The 24,650-nt window shown below is 63.4% G+C and carries 31 protein-coding genes and 1 pseudogene; 20 read left to right on the forward strand and 12 right to left on the reverse strand.

The features are described 5' to 3' along the window. Positions 1-2: 2 nt before the first annotated feature. Both F618_RS0106530 and F618_RS0106535 read left to right on the forward strand, forming a co-directional pair. Positions 3-314, forward strand: coding sequence for a DUF2288 family protein (locus tag F618_RS0106530; protein ID WP_019568105.1), 312 nt, complete (start codon positions 3-5; stop codon positions 312-314). Continuing rightward, complete coding sequence (locus F618_RS0106535) at positions 315-707, forward strand: DUF3775 domain-containing protein (protein ID WP_019563726.1); 393 nt, start codon at positions 315-317, stop codon at positions 705-707. Positions 708-725: 18 nt separating this feature from the next. Here F618_RS0106535 and F618_RS0106540 read toward each other — a convergent pair whose 3' ends face one another. After that, positions 726-1,034, reverse strand: a complete 309-nt coding sequence (locus F618_RS0106540; protein ID WP_077277014.1) for a PilZ domain-containing protein — start codon at positions 1,032-1,034, stop codon at positions 726-728. A 224-nt stretch (positions 1,035-1,258) separates the two neighbouring features. Here F618_RS0106540 and F618_RS0106545 point away from each other — a divergent pair, with 224 nt between their 5' ends. Both F618_RS0106545 and F618_RS0106550 read left to right on the forward strand, forming a co-directional pair. Beyond that, positions 1,259-1,570 (forward strand): c-type cytochrome, encoded by a 312-nt coding sequence (locus F618_RS0106545; protein WP_019568106.1) that lies wholly within the window; start codon positions 1,259-1,261, stop codon positions 1,568-1,570. Positions 1,571-1,587: 17 nt separating this feature from the next. After that, the gene (locus tag F618_RS0106550; protein ID WP_018952242.1) at positions 1,588-2,883 is read left to right on the forward strand and encodes an FCSD flavin-binding domain-containing protein; all 1,296 of its coding nucleotides are present in this window, start codon (positions 1,588-1,590) and stop codon (positions 2,881-2,883) included. Positions 2,884-3,178: 295 nt separating this feature from the next. On the opposite strand, the gene F618_RS0106555 is transcribed toward F618_RS0106550, so the two are convergent. Continuing rightward, the gene (locus F618_RS0106555) at positions 3,179-3,379 is read right to left on the reverse strand and encodes a YdcH family protein (RefSeq protein ID WP_018168326.1); all 201 of its coding nucleotides are present in this window, start codon (positions 3,377-3,379) and stop codon (positions 3,179-3,181) included. Between the two features lie 142 nt (positions 3,380-3,521). Here F618_RS0106555 and F618_RS0106560 point away from each other — a divergent pair, with 142 nt between their 5' ends. After that, positions 3,522-4,292 (forward strand): S9 family peptidase, encoded by a 771-nt coding sequence (locus F618_RS0106560; protein WP_019568107.1) that lies wholly within the window; start codon positions 3,522-3,524, stop codon positions 4,290-4,292. A gap of 114 nt (positions 4,293-4,406) precedes the next feature. Here F618_RS0106560 and F618_RS0106565 read toward each other — a convergent pair whose 3' ends face one another. Then, a complete protein-coding gene (locus tag F618_RS0106565) occupies positions 4,407-5,147 on the reverse strand; it encodes a ferredoxin--NADP reductase (protein WP_019568108.1) in 741 nt (246 codons plus the stop codon). Between the two features lie 115 nt (positions 5,148-5,262). On the opposite strand from F618_RS0106565, the gene F618_RS0106570 reads away from it, so the two are divergent. Together F618_RS0106570 and F618_RS0106575 are read left to right on the forward strand one after the other, a co-directional pair. Further along, positions 5,263-5,844 (forward strand): thioredoxin family protein, encoded by a 582-nt coding sequence (locus F618_RS0106570; RefSeq protein WP_019568109.1) that lies wholly within the window; start codon positions 5,263-5,265, stop codon positions 5,842-5,844. Between the two features lie 175 nt (positions 5,845-6,019). Continuing rightward, positions 6,020-6,550: a hypothetical protein gene (locus F618_RS0106575; RefSeq protein ID WP_019568110.1), complete on the forward strand. Its 531-nt coding sequence runs from the start codon at positions 6,020-6,022 to the stop codon at positions 6,548-6,550. A gap of 303 nt (positions 6,551-6,853) precedes the next feature. Here F618_RS0106575 and F618_RS0106580 read toward each other — a convergent pair whose 3' ends face one another. Next, positions 6,854-7,210, reverse strand: a complete 357-nt coding sequence (locus tag F618_RS0106580) for a hypothetical protein (protein WP_019568111.1) — start codon at positions 7,208-7,210, stop codon at positions 6,854-6,856. Positions 7,211-7,308: 98 nt separating this feature from the next. Here F618_RS0106580 and F618_RS0106585 point away from each other — a divergent pair, with 98 nt between their 5' ends. Beyond that, positions 7,309-7,515 carry a hypothetical protein gene (locus F618_RS0106585; protein WP_018938259.1) on the forward strand — a complete coding sequence of 69 codons (207 nt, stop codon included), beginning with the start codon at positions 7,309-7,311 and terminating at the stop codon, positions 7,513-7,515. Positions 7,516-7,591: 76 nt separating this feature from the next. Here F618_RS0106585 and F618_RS14760 read toward each other — a convergent pair. The 3 genes and pseudogenes from F618_RS14760 to nadA all read right to left on the reverse strand — a co-directional run bounded on the left by F618_RS14760 (position 7,592) and on the right by nadA (position 9,374). After that, positions 7,592-7,896 (reverse strand): annotated as a pseudogene (locus tag F618_RS14760) (DUF86 domain-containing protein). A 40-nt stretch (positions 7,897-7,936) separates the two neighbouring features. After that, on the reverse strand, positions 7,937-8,248 hold the full coding sequence (locus F618_RS0106595; RefSeq protein WP_019568112.1) for a nucleotidyltransferase family protein: 312 nt from the start codon (positions 8,246-8,248) through the stop codon (positions 7,937-7,939). 43 nt (positions 8,249-8,291) lie between these two features. Beyond that, positions 8,292-9,374 carry a quinolinate synthase NadA gene (gene nadA, locus F618_RS0106600; RefSeq protein WP_018144605.1) on the reverse strand — a complete coding sequence of 361 codons (1,083 nt, stop codon included), beginning with the start codon at positions 9,372-9,374 and terminating at the stop codon, positions 8,292-8,294. Positions 9,375-9,508: 134 nt separating this feature from the next. Between nadA and F618_RS0106605 the strand changes: the two genes are divergently transcribed. Together F618_RS0106605 and F618_RS0106610 are read left to right on the forward strand one after the other, a co-directional pair. Continuing rightward, positions 9,509-9,940 (forward strand): hypothetical protein, encoded by a 432-nt coding sequence (locus F618_RS0106605; protein WP_018168333.1) that lies wholly within the window; start codon positions 9,509-9,511, stop codon positions 9,938-9,940. Then, positions 9,937-10,476 carry a protein disulfide oxidoreductase gene (locus F618_RS0106610; RefSeq protein WP_018144607.1) on the forward strand — a complete coding sequence of 180 codons (540 nt, stop codon included), beginning with the start codon at positions 9,937-9,939 and terminating at the stop codon, positions 10,474-10,476. Before F618_RS0106605 ends, F618_RS0106610 begins: the two co-directional genes overlap by 4 nt. Positions 10,477-10,534: 58 nt before the next feature. Here the strand turns inward: F618_RS0106610 and F618_RS0106615 are convergent, their stop codons facing one another. Both F618_RS0106615 and F618_RS14765 read right to left on the reverse strand, forming a co-directional pair. Further along, the gene (locus tag F618_RS0106615; RefSeq protein WP_018144608.1) at positions 10,535-10,834 is read right to left on the reverse strand and encodes a HigA family addiction module antitoxin; all 300 of its coding nucleotides are present in this window, start codon (positions 10,832-10,834) and stop codon (positions 10,535-10,537) included. 24 nt (positions 10,835-10,858) lie between these two features. Continuing rightward, complete coding sequence (locus tag F618_RS14765) at positions 10,859-11,137, reverse strand: type II toxin-antitoxin system RelE/ParE family toxin (protein ID WP_018938262.1); 279 nt, start codon at positions 11,135-11,137, stop codon at positions 10,859-10,861. A gap of 203 nt (positions 11,138-11,340) precedes the next feature. On the opposite strand from F618_RS14765, the gene F618_RS0106625 reads away from it, so the two are divergent. After that, complete coding sequence (locus F618_RS0106625; protein WP_019568114.1) at positions 11,341-11,583, forward strand: type II toxin-antitoxin system Phd/YefM family antitoxin; 243 nt, start codon at positions 11,341-11,343, stop codon at positions 11,581-11,583. Then, positions 11,583-11,954 (forward strand): type II toxin-antitoxin system VapC family toxin, encoded by a 372-nt coding sequence (locus F618_RS0106630; RefSeq protein ID WP_019568115.1) that lies wholly within the window; start codon positions 11,583-11,585, stop codon positions 11,952-11,954. The genes F618_RS0106625 and F618_RS0106630 overlap by 1 nt, the downstream gene beginning before the upstream one ends. A gap of 107 nt (positions 11,955-12,061) precedes the next feature. Here the strand turns inward: F618_RS0106630 and F618_RS0106635 are convergent, their stop codons facing one another. Continuing rightward, positions 12,062-12,928, reverse strand: a complete 867-nt coding sequence (locus tag F618_RS0106635; protein WP_019568116.1) for an SUMF1/EgtB/PvdO family nonheme iron enzyme — start codon at positions 12,926-12,928, stop codon at positions 12,062-12,064. A gap of 305 nt (positions 12,929-13,233) precedes the next feature. Between F618_RS0106635 and F618_RS0106640 the strand changes: the two genes are divergently transcribed. The 8 genes from F618_RS0106640 (at position 13,234) to F618_RS0106675 (ending at position 21,754) form a co-directional block, all read left to right on the forward strand. Beyond that, the gene (locus tag F618_RS0106640) at positions 13,234-13,758 is read left to right on the forward strand and encodes a GspH/FimT family pseudopilin (protein WP_019568117.1); all 525 of its coding nucleotides are present in this window, start codon (positions 13,234-13,236) and stop codon (positions 13,756-13,758) included. Positions 13,759-13,899: 141 nt separating this feature from the next. Then, entirely contained in the window at positions 13,900-14,400 is a 501-nt protein-coding gene (locus F618_RS0106645; RefSeq protein WP_019568118.1) for a GspH/FimT family pseudopilin, read from the forward strand. Between the two features lie 29 nt (positions 14,401-14,429). Then, positions 14,430-14,912, forward strand: a complete 483-nt coding sequence (pilV, locus tag F618_RS0106650; RefSeq protein WP_019568119.1) for a type IV pilus modification protein PilV — start codon at positions 14,430-14,432, stop codon at positions 14,910-14,912. Beyond that, the gene (locus tag F618_RS0106655; RefSeq protein ID WP_019568120.1) at positions 14,909-15,952 is read left to right on the forward strand and encodes a PilW family protein; all 1,044 of its coding nucleotides are present in this window, start codon (positions 14,909-14,911) and stop codon (positions 15,950-15,952) included. Before pilV ends, F618_RS0106655 begins: the two co-directional genes overlap by 4 nt. A gap of 14 nt (positions 15,953-15,966) precedes the next feature. Continuing rightward, the gene (locus tag F618_RS0106660) at positions 15,967-16,458 is read left to right on the forward strand and encodes a PilX N-terminal domain-containing pilus assembly protein (protein ID WP_019568121.1); all 492 of its coding nucleotides are present in this window, start codon (positions 15,967-15,969) and stop codon (positions 16,456-16,458) included. Between the two features lie 132 nt (positions 16,459-16,590). Further along, the gene (locus F618_RS0106665; protein ID WP_019568122.1) at positions 16,591-19,932 is read left to right on the forward strand and encodes a PilC/PilY family type IV pilus protein; all 3,342 of its coding nucleotides are present in this window, start codon (positions 16,591-16,593) and stop codon (positions 19,930-19,932) included. Positions 19,933-20,050: 118 nt separating this feature from the next. Next, positions 20,051-20,446 carry a type IV pilin protein gene (locus F618_RS0106670; protein WP_019568123.1) on the forward strand — a complete coding sequence of 132 codons (396 nt, stop codon included), beginning with the start codon at positions 20,051-20,053 and terminating at the stop codon, positions 20,444-20,446. A 501-nt stretch (positions 20,447-20,947) separates the two neighbouring features. Next, positions 20,948-21,754, forward strand: coding sequence for an NF038132 family protein (locus F618_RS0106675; RefSeq protein ID WP_019568124.1), 807 nt, complete (start codon positions 20,948-20,950; stop codon positions 21,752-21,754). Between the two features lie 377 nt (positions 21,755-22,131). Here F618_RS0106675 and typA read toward each other — a convergent pair whose 3' ends face one another. Beyond that, the gene (gene typA / locus F618_RS0106680) at positions 22,132-23,949 is read right to left on the reverse strand and encodes a translational GTPase TypA (RefSeq protein WP_019568125.1); all 1,818 of its coding nucleotides are present in this window, start codon (positions 23,947-23,949) and stop codon (positions 22,132-22,134) included. Positions 23,950-24,407: 458 nt separating this feature from the next. Further along, the gene (locus F618_RS0106685) at positions 24,408-24,650 is read right to left on the reverse strand and encodes a YcgL domain-containing protein (protein WP_018144623.1); all 243 of its coding nucleotides are present in this window, start codon (positions 24,648-24,650) and stop codon (positions 24,408-24,410) included.

Here is a 24,650-nt window from a genome sequence, read left to right on the forward strand (position 1 = left end):
TCATGCACGAGGCCACTGCCGCACAACCCGAAGTCCCACTGGAAGAACAGGCCGGCCCGCTGCCGTGGAAAGACCTGATGCCGCATTTCGCGCGCGGCGTGGTGATCCGCGTGGCGCCGGAGCTGGATCTGATCGAGGTCGCCCGCGCCATCCGCGACGATGCGACCCATCAGGTCAGCGAATGGCTGGCCAACGACCAGGTCGCGCGGGCCTCGGATGACGATGCCCGCCGCTGGGCCGCGAACGACCCGATCTTCACCGCGATCGTGGCCGCCCCCTGGGTCCTGGCCCAGGAACGGACGCCGGCCCACTAGATGGCCATCTCCCTCGGCATCACCGGCGAGACGATGGAGCGGTTAATCCAGGCCGCACGGGAATTCCATGCCAAAGAGGATGTGGTCTTCCCGGATACCGGAAGCGAGGGTAGCGACAACGACTGGGCGATGCAGATCCTGGCTGATCACGCCAGCGACCTGACCCTGCAGGAACTGGAGGGCACGCTGCGCGACCTGGGTCCGGACCAACAGGCGGAGCTGCAGGCCCTCAGCACCCTGGGGCGCGGGGATTACACGGCGGCAGACTGGGAGAGCGCCCTGCAGGACGCGCAGGATGACTGGAGCCCGGACACCGTGAACTGGCTGCTGACCAACCCGCTGATCGCCGACGAATGGGCCGCGGGGCTGGAACAGATCGAGCGCGAGGCGTAACGCCCGTTCCCGGTGTGGCTATTCCAGCTCTTCGGGGTCAAAGCGCACAGCAATACCCCCGTCCATCACCCGCACCACCTGGGCCTTGACCCGCGGCGCCGCGCCGCCGTCCCCCAGCATGCCGAATACCTGCAGCATCAGTTCGTCGTCCGAGGCGAGCTTCATCAGGTGCCCCACGCAGGCATTTTCCGGGTCTTCCCACTCGAGGAAGGCCCCCCCGCCGGAGATATCGTTCGTGGTCAGGGTGACCGTATCCCCGCTCTCGCACTCGGCCACGACCTCGACCGTCATCGGGATCCTTGGATGACGACGTCGTTCTCCTGTCATGGCACTCCTCCTGGCGGCATATGCCTTTGCAATGCATCGAAAAGGCGTTTTTTCTGTGCTATACGAGGTTCATGATCGTTGGTTTTCGCGATCAGGCGCAACTACCGGGCTCGAACCCGGTGGCGTAATCACAACCCGGATCTTCACACCGGGCCAAAGGATGAAGGCAGTACGTCATAGCTGTCGCTCGCAAAAAGCCACTTCTTACGGAGGAGTCCGTTTCAATGAAGAAATCGCACTTGTACCTGGTGGGGCTTGTCGCCTCGCTGGCGATGGCGGGCACTGCTACCCAGGCCCTCGCCGACGACGAAATCACCCGGGGCCAGCTGATGGCCGCGTCCTGCAAGGCCTGCCACAACGCCGCCGCTGCAGGCGACGGCGTACCGGAACTGAACCGCATTCCCGCTGAAATCATCGAGAGCCAAATGAAGGCATTCCGCGACGGTGACCGCGACGCGACGATCATGGATCGTCACGCCAAGGGCTACACCGACGAGGAAATCGAATCGATGGCCGGCTACTTCAGCCGCTTCTGATCAGGGGGAAACGAATCATGCATGACTTTAATCGACGTAATTTCCTGAAGGTCGCGGGCATCAGCAGCGCCGCGGCCCTCACCGGTATCGGCTGTGCCGCCAATGGCATGCGCGGGGCCGAAAAGGCCCACATTGTGGTCGTCGGCGGCGGCTCCGGCGGCGCGACCACCGCGAAATACATCAAGCAGTTCTCGCCCGACATGCGCGTAACGCTGATCGAGCCCAACGCCACCTACTACACCTGCTACGGCAGTAACTGGGTGATCGGCGGCTTCGCTGGCATGGACGACATCGCCCAGGGCTACGACACCCTGCGCGATGAATACGGCATCGAGATCATCGAGGACCGCGTCACCGCGGTGGACGCCGATGCGCGCAGCGTGCGCCTGAGCGGAGGCGACCGCGTGAGCTACGACAAGCTCGTGATGTCACCGGGCATCGACTTCCGCTACGACGACATGCCGGGCATCTCCGAGTCCGATGCCGAGCGCATCCCGCATGCCTGGAAGGCCGGTTCGCAGACCGAACTGCTGCGCTCCCAGCTGCAGGACATGCCGAACGGCGGCGTATTCGTCATGGTCGCCCCGCCCAACCCGTTCCGCTGCCCGCCGGGGCCGTACGAACGGGTATCGCTGGTCGCGAACTACTTCAAGCAGGAGAAGCCACGTTCCAAGATCATCATCCTCGACCCGAAGGATGGCTTCTCCAAGCAGGGCCTGTTCGAGGAAGGCTGGGCCGAGCATTATGGCGACATGATCGAGTGGCGGGCCGGCTCATCGGGCGGGCGCGCCGAGGAGATCGACGTCTCCAACATGACCGTACTGGCCGACAGCGGCTTCGAACGCGTCCGCGCCGACGTGCTGAACTTCATCCCGGCCCAGCACGCCGGTCAGATCGCCCATGACGTCGGACTGACCGACGACGCCGGTTGGGTGCCGGTAGACCAGCTGACCTTCAAGTCGGAGATGGACGACAACATCTACGTCCTGGGGGATGCCAGCGTGGCGGGCGCCATGCCAAAGTCCGGCCACTCGGCCAACAACCAGGGCAAGATCGTGGCGGCCGCCATCGTCCGCGAACTGGCGGGGCAGGAGCCCATCAACCCGTCGTCCGCCAACACCTGCTACAGCCTGGTGACCCCCGATTACGCGGTCAGCGTAGCCGCGGTCTACCAGTACCAGGACGGTGCGATGGCCGGGGTATCCGGTGCCGGTGGGGTCAGCCCGTCGGGTGCCAGCACCAGCTTCCGTCGCCGCGAGGCGGAATACACCCGCGCCTGGTACAACGGCATCACCCACGACATCTGGGGCTAAACCCCGGAGTTCCACTATGGAACACACTCAAACGGCGCCTCCGGGCGCCGTTTTTTGTTGGCCACCACGAAGTACACGAAGAAGGGCGATTTGCACCACAGATGTCAGCGATGAAACCGGAGATAACATACAGGAAGGGTAGGATGCCGATGAGCACAGCGAATCGCATCGGTTCCGCGGAACTGCCGCCCCCCGGATGCGTTTCGCAACGCTCAACGCATCCTACTCGCCTGACAACCGCCTGATCCCTGCCCTTCTTCGTGCCTTCATCCGCTTCGTGGTGAATACACCCGGGTCAGGCGTTGAGGTCGGGGATCAGGCGGCTGCGCAGGCGCTGGATAGAGTCCTTCAACTGCAGCTTGCGCTTCTTCAGGCGCTGAATGGCGAAGATGTCCGGTGCGGCCTGCTCGTGCATCACGCCGATCGCGGAATCCAGAGCCCGGTGCTCGGCCTCCAGCTCGGCCAGGCGTGCGCGAATCTGACTCTCGGTTTCCAAGCCGTCCCCCAGTGGTCCCGTGAAGTGGTGGCCGCATACCGGGAGACACCCCGCGTGGCCATTCGGATCATCAAACCCGTATGATCGCAGACCGTCCCCGGTGGGACCATAGCGAATACCATTCATCCGGAGCCCCCCCCCGATGGCGACCCACAACACGCCGCTGACCATTCAGACCCCGCGCGGCGTCCGCCTCGGCGGCGTGATCGTCGCGCCCGAGGCGGATGCCATCCGCGGCCAGGCCTGCATTGCCCACTGTTTCGCCTGCTCCAAGGACTTCCCCGCCACGGTGCGCCTGGCTCGCGCCCTGGCCGCGGAAGGCATCGCCACCCTGCGCTTCGACTTCATGGGGCTGGGCGACTCCGAAGGGGAGTTTCGCGACAGCACGCTTGCGACCTACTGCGAGGATCTGCACTCCGCCATCGAGGCGCTGGAGACCTACACGGGGCGGCATACCAACCTGCTGATCGGCCATAGCTTCGGCGGCGCCATGGCGATCTATGTGGGGGCGCAGCGCGAGTCACTGGACGGCATCGTGACCATCGCCGCCCCCAGCCGCCCCGGCCATGTCGCCCACCTGTTCGGCGATACCGCGGAGGAGATTCGGCGCGAGGGTTCGGCCCGCATCAGCATCGGCGGGCGCCCGGTGGAAATCGGCCACGCCTTTATCGAGTCGATCGAGGAGCCGACCCTGGATGCCGCACTGGAGACCCTGGAGCAGCCACTCCTGCTGCTGCATGCACCGGGCGACACCGTGGTCAGCGTCGACCACGCCCGCAAGATTTTCCAGCAGGCCCACCACCCGAAGAGCTTCGTCGCCCTGCACCAGACCGACCACCTGCTCTCGCGCCCGGAACACACCCGCTATGTCGCCGGTCTGATCCGCGCCTGGTCGGCGAACCTGCTCGACTAGACCCGGAACGGCAGGAGCTCCCCCGTAGGAGCCTGCTTGCAGGCGAACGCCCCTGCCCATATCGAGCGTTGGCAGGGGCTTCGCGTGCAAGCACGCTCCTGCATATCCGGGGACCTACCAGTAGTTCTCGGTCGTGATCTGCCCCGGCTTGCGTCGGCGGTTCTTCTCCAGCCCGCGCTCGCGCAGGATCGCGGCGGTATCCTTCACCATGTCCGGGTTGCCGCACAGCATGACCTGGGAGTGCTCCGGCGTGATCTTCAGGCCCGCGTGATGCTCCAGGCGGCCCTCGGCAATCGCGGCCGGTACCCGGCCCTCGAGCCCACCCGGGAACGGCTCGCGGCTGACAAACGGGATGTACTGGAACCGCTTCGCATCACGTTCCTGAAACTCCCGGATCGTGTCCTGGTAGGTGAGTTCTTCCGCCTTGCGCACCGCGTGGATCAGGCGGATGTTCTCGAAGCGCTCCCAGGGGGTATCGGTCTTCAGCATGGACAGGAACGGCCCCAGCGCAGTGCCCGTGGAAAGCAGCCACAGGTCGCGGCTGTCCGGTAGCTCATCCAGGGTGAAAAAGCCGGTCGCGCGCGGCATCAGCTCCACCGTGTCGCCCGGCCCCAGTTGCGCCAGACGATTGGACAGCGGTCCATCCGGAACGGTGATCAGATAGAAGTCCAGCGGCGTTTCGCCCGGCGCATTCACATAGGAATACGGCCGCGCCACCGGCTCGCCGTCGATCTCCAGACGCAGGCGGTTGAACTGCCCGGCCTTGAACAGCTCGACCTCGGCATCCACCCGCAGCGAGAACAGTCGATCCGTCCACTGCTTGCGCTCCTGTACGACACCGGTCACCCAGCCCATATTCCCTACTCCGTTACTCAGGTATTATCTTGAAGAGTGGCGGCGTGACCGGAAGGATTCAAGCACCCCCGGCCAACGCCGTATAATTGTCGCAAATCCGAACACTGGAGCAGTCATGGCCCGCACCCCCTCGCAGATGATCGAACTCGGCACCGAGGCACCCCGCTTTTCCCTTCCGGACGTCGTCTCCGGCGAGACCATCAGCCTCGACAGCTTCCCCGACGCGAAAGGCTACATGATCGCCTTTATATGCAATCACTGCCCGTTCGTGCAGCTGGTCCGGCACGAGTTCGCCCGCTACGGCCGCGAATACTCGAGCAAGGGCATCGCGGTCATCGCGATCAACTCCAACGACATCCAGGCCGTCCCGGACGACGCCCCGGACAAGATGAAGGACGACGCCCGCCGCTTCGGCTACAACTTCCCCTACTGCCTGGACGAGGACCAGTCCGTCGCCAAGGCCTATCACGCCGCCTGCACGCCGGACTTCTACCTGTTCGACGCCGAACGCAAGCTCTACTATCGCGGCCAGTTCGACGAGACCCGCCCGGGATCCGACACCCCAGTCACCGGACGCGATCTGCGCGCGGCCAGCGATGCCCTGCTCGACGGCCAGGCAGCCCCCGAGCCCCAGCACCCGAGCCTCGGCTGCAACATCAAGTGGCGCCCGGGAAACGAGCCCGACTACTTCGGCTGAACCGGGCACTCCTGTTCAAACAAGGCTTTGTGGGAACCGCCCTGTGGGAGCGAGCCTGCCCGCGAATGCCCCTGCCCGCGCCCGATCCTGGCCGGCGCATTCGCCCGCGGGCCATCCCCAACAAGCCCCTCGCCGCGCCGTATACTGACCCCATCTATTTTCCGGGGAGCGCCGCATGCCGCCCAATAACGTAATCGACGGCCCGCGAGTCTCAACATGGCGCTGCCCCTCCTGCCAGGAGTCGGTCCCGCGCCTGCTTCCGAACGGCAAGACCAACCGCATCCCGGTCGCCCCGGAACGCATGGCGCTGCCAGACGGAACTGTGCGTCAAGCCTGTGCGCGCGTGCAGGGCCTGCGTGCACCGGAAATCTGCTATGCCTGTGACCAGGCCTATCAGGAGCTGTTGGGCACGCTGGTGCGCCCCCCCGCCGAGCTGGGCGATGCCCGCGGCGACCCCGGGCTGAACGACACCGGCCTCATCGGCGCCCTGCTGCCCATCGCCGACCAGGGTACGCAGATCCTCATCTTCAACGTGATCAACGAGGAACTGCGCTGCACCGAGATCGAGCGCCTGATCACCTTCAACCCCGACCGCCTCACCTACCCCGGCTCGCGCGGCGCCATCGCCCCACGCATCTGGGCGCTCTACGAAGACCACCTGGCCCAGCTCCACGCCCGCGCACCCGTCCCCTACCACCCCGAGTAGAAGCACCTCAGCCCCCGGTGGAGCCTCCCCACAACAGATTGATGAGCACGTCATCGCGAGGCGCGCCGCGCCGTGGCGACCTCCGCGGACAGCCCGAACGCCACCCCCTCACCCGCGAGGCGAGCATCGGGGTTTCGGATGGGTATTGCCACGCCCCCTCGCGGGCCTCGCAATGACGGAGGATATCGTCATCCCGGCCGAAGCGAAGCGTAGAGCCGGGATCTCGCCGGAATGGGGACAGGGTCAGGAGATCCCGGATAACCGCTACCCGGTTTCCGGGATGACGAACGTGGAAAGGATGCGTCAGGCGTCGTCTTCGGCGTCCACACGCGCGAGCATGCGCATCCCCCCAACCATGCAACGCAGCGCCTCCAGGGTCTGCAGGTCGAACGCCGCCCCGGTCTCGCCCGGCAGCGTCCAGTACTTCGGACGGCAGGTGGCCGGGCGTTCGGCGGGCATCGCGCGGGCGGCCGCCGCGTCGACCGCCACGAGCAGGTCGGCCCACGCCAGATCCCTTGTCGTGACCCCGCCCATGATCCGCGCCGGGCGCACCTCGATCCAGTCCTCGAACTCCGCCGCTGCGCCCAGCTCCGCCACGCGCGCGGCCCGCCCGTCGGCCCGCTCGGCCGCCACCAGCAGGCGCGCCCGCCGCTTAAACATGTCCGATACCCCGCAAGCCCATTTGTCCAGCCACCGAGGTCAACGCCAAGCTATATTCAGAGACACGAATTACCCACCCCATATGGAGAACGGACACCATGGCCCACCTCGACTGGTCGCATTATCCGGTGAATGAACTGAAGCTCGTCTACAGCACGCTGCACGCGCAACTGACGCTGGAGCCCGAGCTGATGGATTCCGAACTGATGGCCGACCTGCAGACCCACCTGCAGCAGGCGGCCAAGGCTGCCGGCGTGGACGCCTCCACCCACTCGCAGTGGGCTGCGTGGCTTAACGACCGATAGAAACCTATGGAACACATGTCCCACGCAGCTAGCGGCGGACGTCGAAGCCCGACAGGCGGCCAAAAAACCCTAGCCCCTACAACTCCTGGCGCATTTTCTCGAGACCGCTGACCAAATCTGGAAGGTGCTCGTCCACCAAATTCCAGATCGTGTCGCTGTCGATACCCAGATAGGCGTGGATCAACCGATTGCGGGTAGCAACGATCATGCGCCAGGGAATATCCGGATGTTCCTCCCGGACCTCGGAGGCACATGACTGGCAGCCTCGCCGATAAGCTCGAGGTTACGGAGTACGGCGTCGAAGACGAGCTCATTCTGTACGAACATGTCGCGATCAAGACCATCCGTATAGGCCATCGCCTTGCGAGCGAACCGAATCATGTCGTCCAGATAGAAACGCCACTAGCGCCCGGCCATGGACTCAGACACGGATCGCCTCGCGCTCGACGAACGGACGAAGCTCGGCGCGCAGAGCTTTTTCCGAGACCAGATCCACCGGATACCCCAGAAGATCCTCGAGGTAAAACTGCACACCGAAATACTGTTGTGCGGAGGCCGGGCCGTCGTAACCCACCAGGATATCGACGTCACTCTGCTCTCCGGCCTCGTCGCGGGCCAGCGAGCCAAACAGCGCCAGGCCGCACACGCCGAATTCGCGTTCGAGATACGCACGGTGATCTTTGAGCGCCTTCAAGACGGCGGTACGGTCCAGCCTGCGAGACATTTGGCCCATTACATCGTCCTGTTAATGCCCGTCGGTCATCCCGGCAAAGTGCTCAGGCGTCGCCTTCGGTGGCCTTGCGGTGTTCGGCGGCGAAATCGAGCATGCGCTGGGTGGCGACCAGGGCCTTCTGGCGCGCGGTCTCGTCGACGAAGATCTCGTTTTTCGCCGGCTCGTTGGTGTCTTCCAGCGTCTCGGCCAGCGAGACCAGATCGTTCATCGCCATCCACGGGCAGTGCGCGCAACTGGTGCAGGTGGCGCTGTGGCCACCAGTGGGCGCCTCGATCAGCTTCTTGTCCGGCGCGGCCTGCTGCATCTTGTAGAAGATGCCCTTGTCCGTCGCGACGATGAATTCCTGTTCCGGGCGGTCCTTCACCGCCGCGATCAGCTGGCTGGTGGACCCCACCACATCCGCCTGGTGGATCACCTCGCGCGGGGATTCCGGGTGGACCAGCACGGCGGCGCCGGGATGGCGCCCGCGCAGATCTTCCAGCGCCCAGGAGCGGAACTCGTCGTGCACCACGCAGGAGCCGTCCCAAAGCACCATGTCGGCGCCGGTGGTACGGCGGATGTAATCGCCCAGGTGCTTGTCCGGGGCCCAGAGAACCTTCTTGCCCTGGTCGCGCAGGTGCTCGACCAGCGGCACGGCGATGCTGGAGGTGACGACGTAATCGGCCTGCGCCTTCACGTCCACCGAGGTATTCGAATACACGACGACCGTGTGATCCGGATACTGCGCGCGGAACTTCGCGAACTCGTCCGCCGGACAGCCGAGGTCCAGCGAGCACTCCGCCTCCAGCGTCGGCATCAGCACGCGCTTTTCCGGGCTCAGGATCTTGGCGGTCTCGCCCATGAAGCGCACGCCGGCCACCACCAGCGTCTCGGCCGGGTGCTCCTTGCCGAAGCGCGCCATCTCCAGGGAGTCGGACACACAGCCGCCGGTCTCGTCCGCCAGGCGCTGCAGGGATTCGTCCACGTAGTAATGCGCAACCAGCACGGCGTTGCGCTCGATCAGCAAGCGCTTGATGCGGCGCACCAGCTCGTCGCGCTGAGTGTCGGTCAACGCGTGCAGCGAGGCCGTCACATGGTCCGTGCGCGGCACGTGGAAAATCGGTTTTTCGGCCACCGGTGCGTTCATCTGCCCTCTCACCCCAGGATCCGGGGTAGATCATCGTCTTCTAATAGTACGACAGGGCCCCGGCCGCTGTCGTTCCTGCACATTGTGGGGTCGTATCCGCGCATCCCAACCGGCCCGCCTATAATGTTGCGGCCATGACCGAGCTGAAGCAGCAATACAAGGCGATGACGTTCGAGGAACGCATGGACCTGGCCCTGTCCGCGGACCTCGAGGACCAGTGGCGCCCTCTACTGGTACGCGACCAGCACGCCCAGGTGAAGGCGTATTTCTCGCGGCGCATGGACCTGACGCCGGAAGAGGTCGTCCTCCTACTGGCCGACCCGAACCAGACCGTGCGCCTCAACTGCGCCAAGCGCCCGGACCTGACCCCGGACCAGGTGGAGGCTTGCGTAAACGACCGCGACCCCAACCTGCGCTACTTCGTCGCGCGCAATCCGCTGTTGACCGAGGCACAGAGGGAACGCCTGATGAAAGACGAGGACGAACTGGTACGCATCGCCGTGCGCAAGGGCCCGAAGACCCGCGGCACCCGCGCACGCCCTGGACAAGCCGAGATGATCCGTTGACCGAGACCCCGCCAGAAACGCCGAAACGCCCCAAGCCCTCGCGGCGACGCCGCGCGCTCAGCTGGGGCATCCAGATCGGGCTCGCGCTCGTGATCTTCCTGGCGGTGCGCGCCTGGATGGCGCGCGACATGGTCGAGGGCCCGGCGCCTCAATTCGAGGCCCATCTTCTGGATGGAACGCCCGTTTCGCTCGCGGACTACGCGGACGAACCCATGCTGCTGCACTTCTGGGCCACCTGGTGCCCGATCTGCCGCCTGGAGGAAGGCGAGATCGTGCGCCTGTCGCAAGGCCACCCGGTGCTGACAGTCGCCATGCAGTCCGGCGTCAAGGAAGAGGTGCTCGACCACCTGAACGAACGCGAGCGCGAACTGGCCGTGATCAACGACCCGGAGGGCGCCCTCGCCGCGCGCTACAACGTGCGCGGCGTCCCGGCCAGCTTCATCATCAACCCCGACGGCGAAATCGTCTTCCGCAAGCAGGGCTACGCCCCGCCGCTCGAACTCCGCCTGCGCCTCTGGCTCGCACGCTGGCTGTAGCCCCTTCCTGCAAACGGTGCAATTCGCTTCGCTCAGTGCACCCTACGTCCAACCGTGATCACGCGGCGCGGGGTTCGATCTCGCTACGCACGCGGTCGGCGAGTTCGATCTGGGCACGCCGCAATTCGTATTCAACCTGCAGGTTCAGCCAGAAACGCTCGGAAGTACCGAAATAACGCGCCAGCCTCATGGCCGTGTCGGCGGAGACGCCCCGGCGCTCACGCACAATGTCATTCATCCGCGTCGTCGGTACATGCAATGCCCCGGCAAGCGCGTTCACACTAAGCCCTAGCGGAGCAAGAAACTCCTCGCGCAGGACCTCGCCTGGATGGATGGGCCGCATACCGTTTGTAGTCATGCTCTAACCTCCTTCGGGAACCCTTCAGTGGTAATCGACGATCTCCACGTCCTCGGCACCCTCGTCCGTCCACCGGAAACAAATGCGCCACTGGGCATTGATGCGAATGCTGTGCTGTCCCACGCGGTCACCAGACAGGGCCTCCAGCCGGTTCCCCGGCGGTGACCGCAAATCCTGCAGCGTCTCCGCCGCTTGAAGCTGAATCAGCTTGCGTTCCGCGATCGTTCGGACGCTCGACCAACGTCGACTTCTGCCCGTTTCGAACAGCGCCCGGGTTTCCCTACACCGAAAGCTTCTGATCATGGGCACATGATATAACGCTTAACGGTAAGCAGCAAACCAATGGCGCAGCTCGCTTCGCTCCGTGCACCCTACGTCCAGCCAGTCCCGCGTAGGATGCTGTTGAGCGAAGCGAAACGCATCAAAATGGCCGTGGCCAGCAACCCAGCTTCTTGACCCCCAACGCGCACACGTTACACTTCAAAGTGTAACCAAGGGAGGCCGCCATGGAAGCCACCACCAAGGACATGCGCCTGCACAGCCGCGAACTGCTCGCCGCCGTGGACCGGGGCGAGGAGATCGAGATCACGTATCGAGGCCGCTTGCGCGCCAAATTGGTCCCATACCGGAGCGCCGCGGCCCCGCAAGCACGCGCCGCCCACGATCCACTGTTTGGACTCTGGCGGGACCAGCAAGGCTCGGTTGACGACTACATCCGACGAATCCGGCAACCGAGGAAATTCAAGTAATGCTAGTGGACACGGATGTCCTGATCTGGAATCTGCGCGGGAATCAGAAAGCCGGCGAATGGCTCGACCGCTCGCCCGGATTCACGGTGTCCGCCGTAACCTACATGGAGCTCATCCAGGGCCTGCGCGACCAGACCGAATTCCGCGCGCTGCGCCAAGCCGTCCAGTACTGGGATGCCCGCATCCAACCGGTAAGCGAAGCCATCTCGAACCGCGCAACCTTCCTTGTCGAGACGTACGCCCTCAGCCACAACATGCAGATGGCCGATGCGCTGATCGCGGCGACCGCCACACAGCTGGGCCTGCCACTCGTCACGGCCAACGATCGGCACATTGAGGGTTTGGAAATACACCTGTTTCGACCCGAATAACGGATCGGTGCAGTTCGCTTCGCTCAGTACCCCCTGCGCTCGATCATTACCCGAACGCCGTAGGATGCGTTGAGCGCAGCGAAACGCATCGCCCTCGGACGAAGCGACTAATCGTCCAGCTCGCGCAGGACGCGGAAGCCCAGGTTGGTGTCCATCTCGTCGATGTTGCGGCGGCGCCGGGCAGCGCTGCGTGTGTTCACGGCAGGGTCGAACCACGAGCCGCCCTTGGTCACCACCCATTCGTTTTCCGGGTCTCGGCGATAGACGCCGTCACGCGGCAGCGACTGGTGTCCGTCGTGCCAAGGGGTGGAGGTGAACTCCTGCACGTTACCGTGCATGTCGTACAGCCCCCAGAGGTTCGGCTGGAAGCTGCCCACATCCAGCGGGCGCGACAACGGGAAACACGCCGGGATATACCACCTGCGCCGCTGGCGCCGCTCCTCGTACGGAAACAGCGAATTGAAGTGCACGTCGCGGCACCCCACCACCTCGCCAAAGGCGAACGGCGTGCGCGTGCCCGCCCGACAGGCGTATTCCCACTCCGCCTCGGTCGGCAGACGATAGCGCTTGCCCGTCTCCTCGCTCAGCCAGTCGAGATACTGCTGGATGCTGTCCGGCTTGATGTTAAAGATCGGCATGCGCGGGGTGCTGGGCCACACCAGCCACTCCCAGGGTTCCCAGCCGGTCGCGGCCTGGAAGGCCTCCCACTCCTCGCGGGTAACTTGATAACGCCCCAGGGCAAACGGCCGCTCCAACGCCACGTAGCGCCGCGGTGCCTCGTGTGGCTGATGGCCGTACTCCGAGGCATCCGAACCCATCTCGAACTCCCCGGCCGGGATCACCTGCAGCGCCGGCGTCGGCACGCCGGAGCGCGCCTCATCGCGAAAACCGACCGATCCGCCCACCTCGCGCGCCGCCTGCTGCTGCAGATCCAGCAGATCCGCCTGATCCATCCGCTGCACGTCCGTCACCATGGGCCCACTCACCTCCAAAATCCTTCACCACCCCCGCACGCGCCAGCCAAAACCCCGTCATTGCGAGCGCAGCGAAGCAATCGCCAACCCGAACCCGGGCACGTCGCCATCCAGCCTCACAAGCCGGGCTCAACAAACCCGCCCGCGGCCACACTGCTACGACGAGCCAGAATCAAGCCCGCCGGAGAACGCATCCTGTAGGCAAGCGTTAACGCCCAAGGTTCGCCCGGGCGCGTCGTCGCTTGCGCACGCTGCAAAGCCATTTTACGCTCCGAACCTTGTTTGGACTCAGGGAGGAGTCGAACATGCCGCACACGCGTGGATTCACGCTGGTGGAACTGCTGGTCACCCTGCTGGTGGCGTCGATCCTGCTCGGTATCGGCGCGCCCGCCTTCGGTCACCTGATCGAACAAACCCGCCTCACCACCACAACCAACCAGTTCCTCACCACCCTGCACATGACCCGCAGCGAGGCCATCCGCCGCGGCGCCCTGGTCACGCTGTGCACCTCCACCGACGGTGCCACCTGCACCGGCACAAGCTGGGATGCCGGCTGGATTCTCTTCGCCAATCCAAGCCGAGCCAACCAGCCATCCGGCCCCGACAGCATCCTGCGTATCGGCAGCGCCTGGACCAACCCGAGCATCGCGGTAACCGGAAATCAGCCCGTAAGCCAACGCGTTTCCTACAACGCCCTCGGCCAGACTGAACGTCTCTCCGGCGCCCTGCTCATGGGCACCATCACCATCTGCGCCACAGGAGCCGAAGGCCGCGCCATCGTCATCAGTAGCGCCGGTCGGCCCCGCGTCGAAACGACCGACTGCACCTGAGCCCGCCCCCAGGGCCTCCTCGAGCCGCGTCTCCCGAACCGCTCGTCGGCGCGATTCGACCACTAAGCCGACCAACCCTTGCGGTGCAGCGGCCGCATGCTTATCACTAAGGTCACGGAAACTCCGAACGGCTGACGCCTAATGACCCGACCCCACGGATTCACCCTCATCGAACTGATGGTCACCATCGCGGTGTTCGCGATACTGGCTTCGATCGCCGTACCCAGCTTCCGGTTCATCATCGAGAACAACCGCGTCACCACCGCATCCAACGAACTCACCACGGCGTTCAACTACGCGCGCAGCGAAGCCGTCCGCAGGGGGTTGCCCGTGTCCGTCTGTCCGATTGGGAGCGACTGGGATGACGGCTGGCAAGTCGTTCGCAGCGAGGGTTGCGGCGGCGATCTGCTCCGCCAGTGGAGTGAACTCCCCATCCGCGTCACCATCGGTCCTTCCGGCGAGGATGATGACTTCATCGCCTTCGATGCCTTGGGCGGGCGGATGGACACGGCGGCCGGCGATGCCGAATTCACCTTTCTCATCCAGCCCGAGGACTGTGCCGGCGGCGACCGGGCGCGCGAAATCTATATCGCCGCCGGCGGTCGTTCCTCCGTGCAGCGCGTCGCATGTCAGGGCGGCTAGACAACCGAGCACTTACCAGGACAAGCCCGATGGCCAGACTCCCCCAATCCACTGCAACACGCCACCGCTCCTCGGGCGTCACGCTCATCGAGGTACTGGTAGCCCTGCTTGTACTGTCCATCGGCCTCCTGGGTGTCGCGGCACTACAAGCCAACGCGCTTCAAGCCAATCACGGTTCCCAATTGCGCTCGCAGGCGACCAACCTCTCCTACGACATCGCCGACCGCATGCGGGCCAACCGCAAGGCCGCACTGGACGGCGACTACGACGGCACCGTTGTGGCCCAGTTCTGCCCCGCAGACGCGAACGATCTGCCTGATCCAACAGGCACACTCGCCCAACGCGATCTCCTCGAATGGACTATCGCGATGGGATGCGGGTTGCCCGGGGCCAGTGGAGAGATCGAACGCGACGGCAGCACATTCGACATCACAATCCGTTGGGACAACAGCCGCCTGTCAGAGGACGACTCTGACGATGTCGAAGAATTCGTCACCAGGACCGAGATATGAACGCCCGCCAGACCAAACTGAGCTCCGGTTTCCCCTCTATCCGCGGACTGACACTAGTGGAACTCATGGTCGCCATGCTGATCGGGCTGCTCCTGGTCGGCGGCACCATCAGCATCTTCATCAGCACCCAGCAGACCTATCGCACCCAGGAGGCCATGTCCCGCGTTCAGGAGACAGGCCGCTTCGCGATCGAGCGCATTGCGCGTGACGCTCGTGAAGCCGGTTACGGTGGCTGCCCCGGATCGGTGAATAACCTGCTCAATGAAGCAAGCGGGTCTTTCAATTCCAACCTGCACGACGCGAGCCAAGCCTTTATAGATAGCGATGCCCCATCTGACCACCTCCGAGGCGATATCCTTACCGTCTCGTCCATGGGCATGGTTACCGGGGGCCCATTCGAAGCAGCAGGGGGCACCCAACCCGCGTTTCAACTTGCACAGGGCGACCAATCCCAGATTAGGCAAGGTCAGATTCTACTCGTAGTCGACCCAACTTCCGGCGCGTGCGAGCAGTTTCAAAACGTGCCCGCACAACAAGGCGTCATCAACCGAGGGCCCGGACAGAACGTCGCTCCCGGAAACGTCGGACCAGCTGGCCAAGTGAACTACACCGATTTTCAGGGCCCAATCGACTTGCTCTCCCTTTCCAGCCGCACCTACTACATCGCCACATCCGCAGACGGTTCCACACCCGCGCTGTACCGACGAACCACCACGTCTGATGGAAGTGGCAACGCGTCCCACCAACCGGCCCGAGAAATCGCAGCCGGTGTGTACGACATGCGGATCGAATACGGCCTCGACGACAATGGAGACGCACGCGTGGAGCGTTACGTGGCCTCCGGTGATATGACCACAGGAGACTGGGAAAACGCAGCGGCCGTTCGCGTGCACCTCCTGGTCAACAATGGTTCGGAAGACAACGTGGTGGACGAGGCCCGCTCCAACCTCTATTTCGGCGGCACCCTGTTCGACGCCCCCGACCGGCGGCTCTACCAGACCTTCACCACAACCATTGCCGCACGCAACCTCCTCGAGTGAACTGCAAGGACGGAATGACCATGGCCTCTCGCATTTCCTGCAGACAGCCTCCCGGGCGCGCAGCCCAAGCAGGCTCCGCGCTGATCGTCGCGCTGATCCTTCTACTCGTAATCACCATCCTGGCCGTGGCCGGCATGCAGAACACCGTCCTCCAGGAACGGATGGCGGGCAACATGCACGACCGCAACATCGCCTTCCAATACGCGGAAAGCGGACTGCGAGACGCCGAAAAGAACATCGCCGGAAACATTGAAGGCCCGGTCGACTTCGCCCCCGCAAATGCCGAGAAATGGGATCAAGAGCTAACCACTAGCACACCGCGCAGCTTCTCCTACTACATCGAGCGCCTTGAGATATCGGGCAGCAACTGCCCGTCGCCCGGCCAAGCCGTCTGCCCAGAGGACTTCGGCGGCCCCACAACAAGCGACGCATACAGAATCACCTCCAAGGGAGTCGGCGGCACTGAGGATGCGATCGTGATCCTCCAGGCAATCATCCGACCGTAGTGACCCCACGCCCGCTTGAGAACGAATTTGCCACGAGAGAGAAAAATCATGGCCTCACACCGCTCAGAAAAGACCCAATTTCGCACGCCTCGCCTAACGCGACGCAAAGTCGCCATTGCGGTCGCGGCGGCCATGATGACCTTCTCGGGCACAGCTCATGGCATCAACCTCGCCAACACCCCGCTGTTCCTGCAGGACTCCGCGCTGCCGCCGAACATCCTGTTTATCCCGGACACCTCCGAGAGCATGCAGGAGAGCCCGGATGGCCGCCTGGCGATGGACCGCGACAACCCGCTATGCCAACCCGGACCGGATCTGGAGCCAGAAATTGACTACAACCGGGACCCTGCGCTGGACCTTTGCCCAGCCGGCGCGCGCAACCCGAACAGCAAGGGCAGCATCGTAAAGCGCGTGGGGCTGGACCTGCTGGACCGTTATCAGGGCCAGATCAACCTCGGCCTGATGTCGTACCAACAGATGCCGGCAAGCAACACCCGCGATGACTTCAACTCGGGCGGCACAGTTCGCTGGCGCCTGGTCGAACGAGCGATCGACGTCCGATTCAGCAACGATGAAAATCCATCATGGTACGACCCAGCGTTCGATGGGTCTTGGGACTCGCCAACCAAACGATTCCGTGTGCCACACCCCACTGACGACAATATCTGGATTTTCTTCAACGACGGAATCCCCGGCTATTGGTGGAATACATCGCCAGATGGTTCGTCAGGAATTCCGGAAGATGACGAAACGCTGTACCTCTGGCGGACTGGATTGGGAACAGCCGATTATGACGATATGGACCTCTATTCGGCGCTCCAATCCGGATCGGGAGAGTTGCAGGACAACGATAGCCTGCTTTGGTTCGACGACGAGGTTGGGAGCTTTGAAGTCTTTTTGGTGGATAGCCAACGACAAAGAAACATTACAAGCTGGGGCCAACGGGCCGCCTTTCTGCAGATGAACCAGCTCGAGTGGCGTAACACCGAAGCACCCGGGTTGGGCTATTTGCATGTACCGATCGGTGGCTTCGACAACGACGGCAACGTCGACCCGGACCATTGGAACGCAATCCGAACCAAGCTGCAGCCGCAACGCCACGACTGGGATGGCACGGGCAACCCGATGACCGCCCCCAACTGGCCTCTCATCGCCTCCGGACTGACGCCACTGGAAGGGACGATGCGGACGGCCCGTGACTACTTCCTCGGCCAGTCGACGAATTTTGGCTCGAGCCAGGGCAACAACAATCCTCCTGATATCCCGGAAAGCTGCGACATCAACGCAGCGATTTGGGTTACGGATGGACTGCCGTCCGTATCCGCCGATGGGACCAGCCTGGGGACGGACCTTCCCGGTGCGCTCGAGGACGCCGCAGAGGCCGTTGCCAGCTTCCATGACGACACCGGCGTAGACACGTACATCGTGGGATTCGCACTGCCCCCTGGGGTTTCCGACATCCCCAACATGCCCGCAAATCCGCTCAACCTACTCGCGGATGCCGGCGGTACCGGTACCGCATTCGACGCAACGGACGAAAGCAGCCTGGATACCGCGATGACGGAGATCTTCGAGGCGATCATCGCGCAAGCGACGGGAAGTGCTTCGTCAGTCGCCGCAGCCTCGACCAGTTACCAGCCGGATGGCACGAATCTCCTGTTCCAGGCGTCCTTCAACTCGAATGACTGGTCGGGTGACCTTACAGCCTTCGACTTCATTTTCGGCCAGGGCACCTTTACCGAGCAATGGAGCGCTGCCAGCATGCTGCCAAGCGCCGCCCAGCGAAACATTTTCTCGCACGACGGCAATGAGGGCATCCGCTTCACCTGGGAGAGCGTAGGTGGTGACCCTGGGCTGAGTGACACCCAGAAGAACCTCCTGAACGAAGATCCGGAACTGCTGGCCTACTTGCGCGGCGACCAGAGCAACGAAATCCAGAACGTGGGAGACGACGGCTTCCGCAATCGCTCCACCCCCCTGGGAGACTTCGTCAATTCCAACCCGGCCTTCCAGGGGCCTGCCCTGAATTTCGGCTATTCGCAGCTGGACGGCTACTCGCAGTTCCGCGCCGACAACCAGGATGTCCCGGAAGTCGTCTACGTGGGCGGGAATGCCGGCATGCTGCATGCCTTTGATGCCCAAACCGGCGAAGAGCTGTTCGCCTACGTTCCAAACGCAATCTTCGACAAACTCCGGGCCCTGGCCGATCCGGACTACAACCATCGATTTTTTGTCGATGGTCAACAAACCATCGCCCACGCGCAGATTGGCGGCGACTGGCGCACCATTCTGATTGGTACGCTGGGCGCTGGCGCCCGCGGTCTCTACGCCCTGGATGTGACGGACCCGACCGACTTTTCGGCCGATAACATCCTGTGGGAACTCACCGGAGATGACCTGGACGCACTCGGCTATACGTTTGGGGCACCAACAGTTGCCCGTACTGCGAATGGTCAATGGTCGGTGCTCTTTGCCAACGGCTATGGCAGTGACACGGACGAAGCCGTACTGATGATCGCGAACTTGGCATCGGGAGCCGTGACCGAGATCGAAACCGGCGCCAACGGCGGCAATGGACTCTCGGAAGCAACGTTCCGTGCCAACGCAGACGGCATCATCCGGGACGGATTTGCCGGAGACCTTAAGGGCAACCTGTGGAAGTTCGACCTGAGCAGTGGCAACAGCAACCAGTGGGGAGTGGCCTTTGGCCAGGGTAACAACCCCGACCCGCTCTTCCTGGCGACGGGCCCCAATAACGAGACCCAGCCGATCACCGCGCGCCCCACGGTCGGCAGCCACCCCAATGGGGGGTCGATCGTGCTATTTGGCACCGGAAAATACCTGGAAAACGCCGATAACCAGGTGCCGACCCCCGCACCGGTGCAGAGCTTTTATGGCATACGCGACTACGACGACGTCTCCACCCCGGTCAGCCGAAACAACCTCTTGCGCCACGAATTTATCGGTTCGGGGACGATAGGCGAGTTTTCCGTTCGCGCTACCACCGCCGGCGACAACTTCGATGCCGACGTTCACGACGGCTGGTACATTGATCTCGACTATCCAAGCCCTAGGGGAGAACGTGTTGTCGAACAAGCGGAGATTATTAGTGGCCGCGTCGAATTCGTAACCCTCACACCATCGGACGACCCCTGCGCAGGCGGGGGAACATCGTCCCCCTTTGCCTTTGACGCCGCGACCGGCAGCCGACCGAACGATCCGGTCTTCGACCTCAACCGCGATGGGCTATTCGATGCCTCCGAGACCATCACCATCAATGGGGAACAAGTCGCCGTTAGCGCGTTCGATTCGGGCCGCGGGATTATTGGACGCCCCACCATCGTACGCAACCCCGATGGCGGCATTACACGTGTGATCGGCGGCACGGACGCCCCTGATGGAGAACCTCTGGACCCGATTTATGGGCCAGGCTCCACAGGGCAGCGACCCCGCTCTTGGATCCAGCTTCGGTAAACGCGGATCTCAACAAGCCCGAAATTTGAACATCGGGGCAAACAGGACGCCCCGCGGTTCGTCCGACCCGGAACACATGAGTCGTGGCGTACAAGCCACGACCAACAGGAGAGCAAAGATGTCCCGTCCACGGAAAACCCTTGGCTTCACGTTGATCGAGCTGATGATCGTCGTTGCAATCATCGGGATACTCGCGGCGATCGCCTTCCCGGCATACGGCCGCTACGTGGAGCGCGCGCAGATTTCCGACGGGACCTCGGCCCTCTTGGGTGCGGCCCAGCGCATGGAACGCTGCTACACCTCCGAGATGAGATACGATAATTGCTCCCTCGCGGACGGCGACGAGGAGGAGTCCCCGGAAGGCTATTACAAGCTGGAATTTACCGAGCTGAGCAACAACTCCTTCGAGATCACTGCAACAGGACAAGCCGGGCGAGTCGAGACCGGGGCTTGCAACAAACTGACTATCAATCATCAAGGCATCCGCGGCCCTGCAGACGACTGCTGGTCGTAACGGATATCGCAGGTCACCGCGACTCCCTACTCTTTCAGGAGTAACGCAGTAAGGGGTCAAGCTACGGGGTCAAACCTTGCCCTTTGCCCCATTACCTCTGCGCCGCACATACCAGTCCGCCCTATCCCCGTTCGGCCTTGAGATGCCCCTTGAGCATCAACACGCTTCACAGGGACCAAAGCGTGTTCGTCTCTCCCATTACCTCTGCGCTGCACACACCAGTCCGCCCGATCCCCGTTCGGCCTTAACACGCCCCTTGAGCGTCAACACGCTTCGCAAGGGCCAAAGCGAGTTCATCTCTCCCATTCCCCGGGCGGGCAGCGCCGGATCAGCTTGTCAGGTTTTTTTACACTCGACCGATGCCAAAACACCCCCGGAACAACAAACGTCCATATTTTCATTAGCCTACGAGTTCTGGCGCCAAAATTGCTGGGGCCTCAAGTAGCGGGACCAACCCGTTCGTGGACCGAGGTTCTAGCAACGTCAAAGGGAGAGACGGTAATGAAACGATCCATAAAGTACCTGGCTTTGGTTAGCGCCCTGGGCGCATTTGGCTGGATGCAACCAGCACACAGCGCGCCAATCGACATTTCCAGCTGGACCTGTGTCGGGTCATGCGGCACGTCCACTGCGGATGGGGACGTCACGCTTTCGCCCTTCGGTAGTTCCGAATATGGGTGGATATCGACCAGCAATGGCCCGTCGATCGACGGCCTGGATGTCGGATCGGAAACGACCGGATCCACGATTACCTCGCCCCTGTTCAGCGCCAACGAAGGCGACGAGTTGAGCTTCTTCTTCAATTACGTCACATCGGATGGAGGCACCTTCACCGACTATGCCTGGGCATTGCTCCTGGATAGCAACCTGAACCCGGCGCTCCAGCTGTTCACAGCCCGCACGACACCAGATGGTGACACCGTGCCGGGTTTCAACCTTCCTGAACCGGATGCCGAAGTATCGCTCGACCCATCCGAAACCCCGGTCATTGCCGGCGCCCCGGACTGGTCCCCTCTGGGAGACAGCTCAGGGACTTGCTGGTCGGGTGGCTGTGGCTACACCGGCTGGATCAACAGCAGCTTTAGTTTCCTGGAGACCGGGAACTACGCCCTGCAGTTCGGCGTAGTGAACTGGTCGGATACGGCATACCAGTCGGGACTGGCGTTCGACGGCGCCACGATTGCGGGAGAGGCGATTGGTGGTAACGGACCACCGAACGAAATCCCTGTTCCGGCGACACTCGCTCTGTTCTTCACTGGCCTGGTCGCGCTGGTTGGAATTCGTCGGAAGGATCTCCAGGCATCGTAACCACACCACATATCAATTCATGTGCACCACACGGCTACAGGGTCAAACCTTGCCTTTTGCTCCGAGCGACTGCTAGCCGGACAGCGCGAGTCTAAAGGCATATTGTCGGTGACGTGACGCTGGATCCCGCGCGCGCTGCACGCCTTCATCCCCGGGCCGCGAAACGGTGAACCGGGGTCTCTTTCAGTAGGACGCCTTTCCTACCCTGCCCCCGGGCGGGGCGCCCTATGGAGATCCCGCATAATCGCGCTGCGATTTCCGGGATGACGTAGGCCTTTATTCCGGCGGCTCGATGCACAAACAAAAAGCGCCCGGCAGCTGAACCGACCGGGCGCTTTTCTTTGCCTTGGCCCCTGAAGGGGCATCGGCGCTAGCGGTTACGCCGAGGCGCGGGAGGCCTTCTTGCGCTCGTGTTCCACCAGGAACTTCTTGCGGATGCGGAGGCTCTCCGGGGTGACCTCGACCAGCTCATCTTCGTCGATGAACTCGATGGCCTGTTCCAGCGTCATGCGGATCGGCGGGGTGAGCTGGATGTTCTCGTCGGTGCCGGAAGCGCGGACGTTGGTGAGCTGCTTGGCCTTGAGCGCGTTCACGACCAGGTCGTTCTCGCGCGAATGCAGCCCGATGACCATGCCCTCGTAGACCTCTTCGCCGGGGCCGATGAACATCTTGCCGCGATCCTGCAGGTTAAACAGGGCAAAGCCCAGCGCCTTTCCGGTGGCGTTGGCGATCAGCACGCCGTTCTGGCGCGAGGCGACCGAACCGGGCTGGTACGGGCCGTAGTGATCGAAAATGTGGTGCAGGATGCCGGTGCCGGAGGTCGCGGTCATGAACTCGGTCTGGAAGCCGATCAGTCCGCGCGACGGGATGATGAAGTCCAGGCGCACGCGGCCCTTGCCGTCGGGGACCATGTTGGTCATGTCGCCGCGGCGTTCGCCGAGCTTCTCCATGATCGTGCCCTGGTGCTGCTCCTCGACATCCACGGTGACGGCTTCGTAGGGCTCCTGCCGCACGCCGTCGACTTCCTTGATAACCACCTCGGGGCGCGCAACGGAGAGCTCGTAGCCCTCGCGACGCATGTTCTCGATCAGGATGCCGAGATGCAGCTCGCCGCGGCCGGAGACCTTGAACTTGTCCGGGTCCTCGCCCTCTTCGACGCGCAGCGCCACGTTGTGCTTGAGCTCTTCCTGCAGGCGATCACGCAGCACGCGCGAGGTAACGTACTTGCCTTCGCGCCCGGCGAACGGCGAGGAGTTAACCTGGAAGGTCATGCTCACGGTCGGCTCGTCGACGGTGAGCGGTTCCATCGCCTCGACGTGGTTCGGATCACACAGGGTGTCGGAGATGAACAGCTTGTCCATCCCGGTGAAGGTAATGATGTCGCCGGCGCGGGCCTCTTCGACCTCCACGCGCTCCAGGCCGTGGAAGCCCATGATCTGCAGCATGCGGCCATTGCGCACGCCGCCTTCGCGGTCTACGACTTTCACCGGGCTGTTCGGCTTGATGTGCCCGCGCTTCACGCGGCCGATACCGATCAGGCCCTGGTAGCTGTTGTAGTCCAGCGAGGAGACCTGCATCTGGAACGGGCCTTCCGCATCGACGTTCGGCGGGGACACATGCTCGACGATGGTCTCCAGCAGGCAGGTCATATCGCCTTCGGTGACGCTGGAATCCATGCCGGCAAAGCCGTTCAGCGCGGAGGCGAACACGATCGGGAAGTCCAGCTGCTCGTCGGTCGCGCCCAGGCGATCGAACAGGTCGAAGACCTGATCCACGGCCCAGTCGGGGCGCGCGCCGGGGCGGTCCACCTTGTTGATCACCACAATCGGCCTGAAGCCCATGGCGAAGGCCTTCTGGGTGACGAAGCGGGTCTGCGGCATCGGGCCGTCCACCGCATCCACCAGCAACAGCACCGAGTCGACCATCGACAGCACGCGCTCGACCTCGCCACCGAAGTCGGCGTGTCCGGGGGTGTCGACGATGTTGATGCGGTAGTCCTTCCACTCGATCGAGGTGTTCTTGGCGAGAATCGTGATCCCGCGTTCCTTCTCGATGGCGTTGGAGTCCATGATCCGCTCGCCGTGATCGCCACGCTTGTCGAGGGTGCCGGACTGGCGCAGGAGCTGGTCGACCAGCGTGGTCTTGCCATGATCAACGTGGGCGATGATGGCGATATTGCGAAGCTTCTCGGTCATGGAATGCAAACTCTAGATACTGGCAAAAGGGCCGACACTATACAGAGTTATGCGTTGGCGCGCTGAGACTTCCACGTTTTCAGCGCAGGCTCCGCGCGCTTGCACCCCGTCATCCCGGCCAAAGCGCGGCGCAGTTCGCCCCGACAATGCCGAACGACCTCGTCATCCCGGACACCGCTCGCCGCGACCATGCGGTGCTCCCACGTCGTCATCCCGGCCGCAGCGCAGCGAAGAGCCGGGATCTCCCACGCCGGATACCCCCAAGGCCTGGCCAGACCACGGCGCACGAGATCCCGGATCACCGCTGCGCGGTGTCCGGGATGACGGGGGAGAGGCCGGTGCCCAGAACGCCGAGGAGGGCGCCGGCCGCAGGGGGGCGACGGTGTACAACGATCCGGGGTGAAGGAGAAGGTCCTGCCCCCCGGTCGACGGAAAGGGCGCGCGCAGATGGGTCAGGGCTAGCGGTCTTCTTCCGGGGGCGGGAACTGGAGGTGGAAGCCCTGCTCATCCAGGTTGGCGAGGACCTTCTGCGGATCTTCCTGGGCCAGGGTGCGTTCCGGGGTCAGCTCGAACTCCAGAGCGAACTCCAGGCGACCGAGCGCCCGAACCACGCCCTCGGGGAGTTCGGAGAAATCGTCCTTCTCCGGGAGATACACATAGGTATCGGCACGCTTGGTCGCGCGATAGACGTAACACTGCAT

This window comes from Thioalkalivibrio sp. ALMg13-2 (assembly GCF_000381185.1).
GTDB lineage: Bacteria > Pseudomonadota > Gammaproteobacteria > Ectothiorhodospirales > Ectothiorhodospiraceae > Thioalkalivibrio > Thioalkalivibrio versutus.

What these genes read in the sequence shown, in the direction of transcription:
- F618_RS0106530 (WP_019568105.1), top strand. Translation starts at nt 3, where the DNA reads ATGCACGAGGCCACTGCCGCACAACCCGAAGTCCCACTGGAAGAACAG.
- F618_RS0106535 (WP_019563726.1), top strand. Translation starts at nt 315, where the DNA reads ATGGCCATCTCCCTCGGCATCACCGGCGAGACGATGGAGCGGTTAATC.
- F618_RS0106540 (WP_077277014.1), bottom strand. Translation starts at nt 1,034, where the DNA reads ATGACAGGAGAACGACGTCGTCATCCAAGGATCCCGATGACGGTCGAG.
- F618_RS0106545 (WP_019568106.1), top strand. Translation starts at nt 1,259, where the DNA reads ATGAAGAAATCGCACTTGTACCTGGTGGGGCTTGTCGCCTCGCTGGCG.
- F618_RS0106550 (WP_018952242.1), top strand. Translation starts at nt 1,588, where the DNA reads ATGCATGACTTTAATCGACGTAATTTCCTGAAGGTCGCGGGCATCAGC.
- F618_RS0106560 (WP_019568107.1), top strand. Translation starts at nt 3,522, where the DNA reads ATGGCGACCCACAACACGCCGCTGACCATTCAGACCCCGCGCGGCGTC.
- F618_RS0106565 (WP_019568108.1), bottom strand. Translation starts at nt 5,147, where the DNA reads ATGGGCTGGGTGACCGGTGTCGTACAGGAGCGCAAGCAGTGGACGGAT.
- F618_RS0106570 (WP_019568109.1), top strand. Translation starts at nt 5,263, where the DNA reads ATGGCCCGCACCCCCTCGCAGATGATCGAACTCGGCACCGAGGCACCC.
- F618_RS0106575 (WP_019568110.1), top strand. Translation starts at nt 6,020, where the DNA reads ATGCCGCCCAATAACGTAATCGACGGCCCGCGAGTCTCAACATGGCGC.
- F618_RS0106580 (WP_019568111.1), bottom strand. Translation starts at nt 7,210, where the DNA reads ATGTTTAAGCGGCGGGCGCGCCTGCTGGTGGCGGCCGAGCGGGCCGAC.
- F618_RS0106585 (WP_018938259.1), top strand. Translation starts at nt 7,309, where the DNA reads ATGGCCCACCTCGACTGGTCGCATTATCCGGTGAATGAACTGAAGCTC.
- F618_RS0106595 (WP_019568112.1), bottom strand. Translation starts at nt 8,248, where the DNA reads ATGGGCCAAATGTCTCGCAGGCTGGACCGTACCGCCGTCTTGAAGGCG.
- nadA (WP_018144605.1), bottom strand. Translation starts at nt 9,374, where the DNA reads ATGAACGCACCGGTGGCCGAAAAACCGATTTTCCACGTGCCGCGCACG.
- F618_RS0106605 (WP_018168333.1), top strand. Translation starts at nt 9,509, where the DNA reads ATGACCGAGCTGAAGCAGCAATACAAGGCGATGACGTTCGAGGAACGC.
- F618_RS0106615 (WP_018144608.1), bottom strand. Translation starts at nt 10,834, where the DNA reads ATGACTACAAACGGTATGCGGCCCATCCATCCAGGCGAGGTCCTGCGC.
- F618_RS14765 (WP_018938262.1), bottom strand. Translation starts at nt 11,137, where the DNA reads ATGATCAGAAGCTTTCGGTGTAGGGAAACCCGGGCGCTGTTCGAAACG.
- F618_RS0106625 (WP_019568114.1), top strand. Translation starts at nt 11,341, where the DNA reads ATGGAAGCCACCACCAAGGACATGCGCCTGCACAGCCGCGAACTGCTC.
- F618_RS0106630 (WP_019568115.1), top strand. Translation starts at nt 11,583, where the DNA reads ATGCTAGTGGACACGGATGTCCTGATCTGGAATCTGCGCGGGAATCAG.
- F618_RS0106635 (WP_019568116.1), bottom strand. Translation starts at nt 12,928, where the DNA reads ATGGTGACGGACGTGCAGCGGATGGATCAGGCGGATCTGCTGGATCTG.
- F618_RS0106640 (WP_019568117.1), top strand. Translation starts at nt 13,234, where the DNA reads ATGCCGCACACGCGTGGATTCACGCTGGTGGAACTGCTGGTCACCCTG.
- F618_RS0106645 (WP_019568118.1), top strand. Translation starts at nt 13,900, where the DNA reads ATGACCCGACCCCACGGATTCACCCTCATCGAACTGATGGTCACCATC.
- pilV (WP_019568119.1), top strand. Translation starts at nt 14,430, where the DNA reads ATGGCCAGACTCCCCCAATCCACTGCAACACGCCACCGCTCCTCGGGC.
- F618_RS0106655 (WP_019568120.1), top strand. Translation starts at nt 14,909, where the DNA reads ATGAACGCCCGCCAGACCAAACTGAGCTCCGGTTTCCCCTCTATCCGC.
- F618_RS0106660 (WP_019568121.1), top strand. Translation starts at nt 15,967, where the DNA reads ATGACCATGGCCTCTCGCATTTCCTGCAGACAGCCTCCCGGGCGCGCA.
- F618_RS0106665 (WP_019568122.1), top strand. Translation starts at nt 16,591, where the DNA reads ATGATGACCTTCTCGGGCACAGCTCATGGCATCAACCTCGCCAACACC.
- F618_RS0106670 (WP_019568123.1), top strand. Translation starts at nt 20,051, where the DNA reads ATGTCCCGTCCACGGAAAACCCTTGGCTTCACGTTGATCGAGCTGATG.
- F618_RS0106675 (WP_019568124.1), top strand. Translation starts at nt 20,948, where the DNA reads ATGAAACGATCCATAAAGTACCTGGCTTTGGTTAGCGCCCTGGGCGCA.
- typA (WP_019568125.1), bottom strand. Translation starts at nt 23,949, where the DNA reads ATGACCGAGAAGCTTCGCAATATCGCCATCATCGCCCACGTTGATCAT.
- F618_RS0106685 (WP_018144623.1), bottom strand. Translation starts at nt 24,650, where the DNA reads ATGCAGTGTTACGTCTATCGCGCGACCAAGCGTGCCGATACCTATGTG.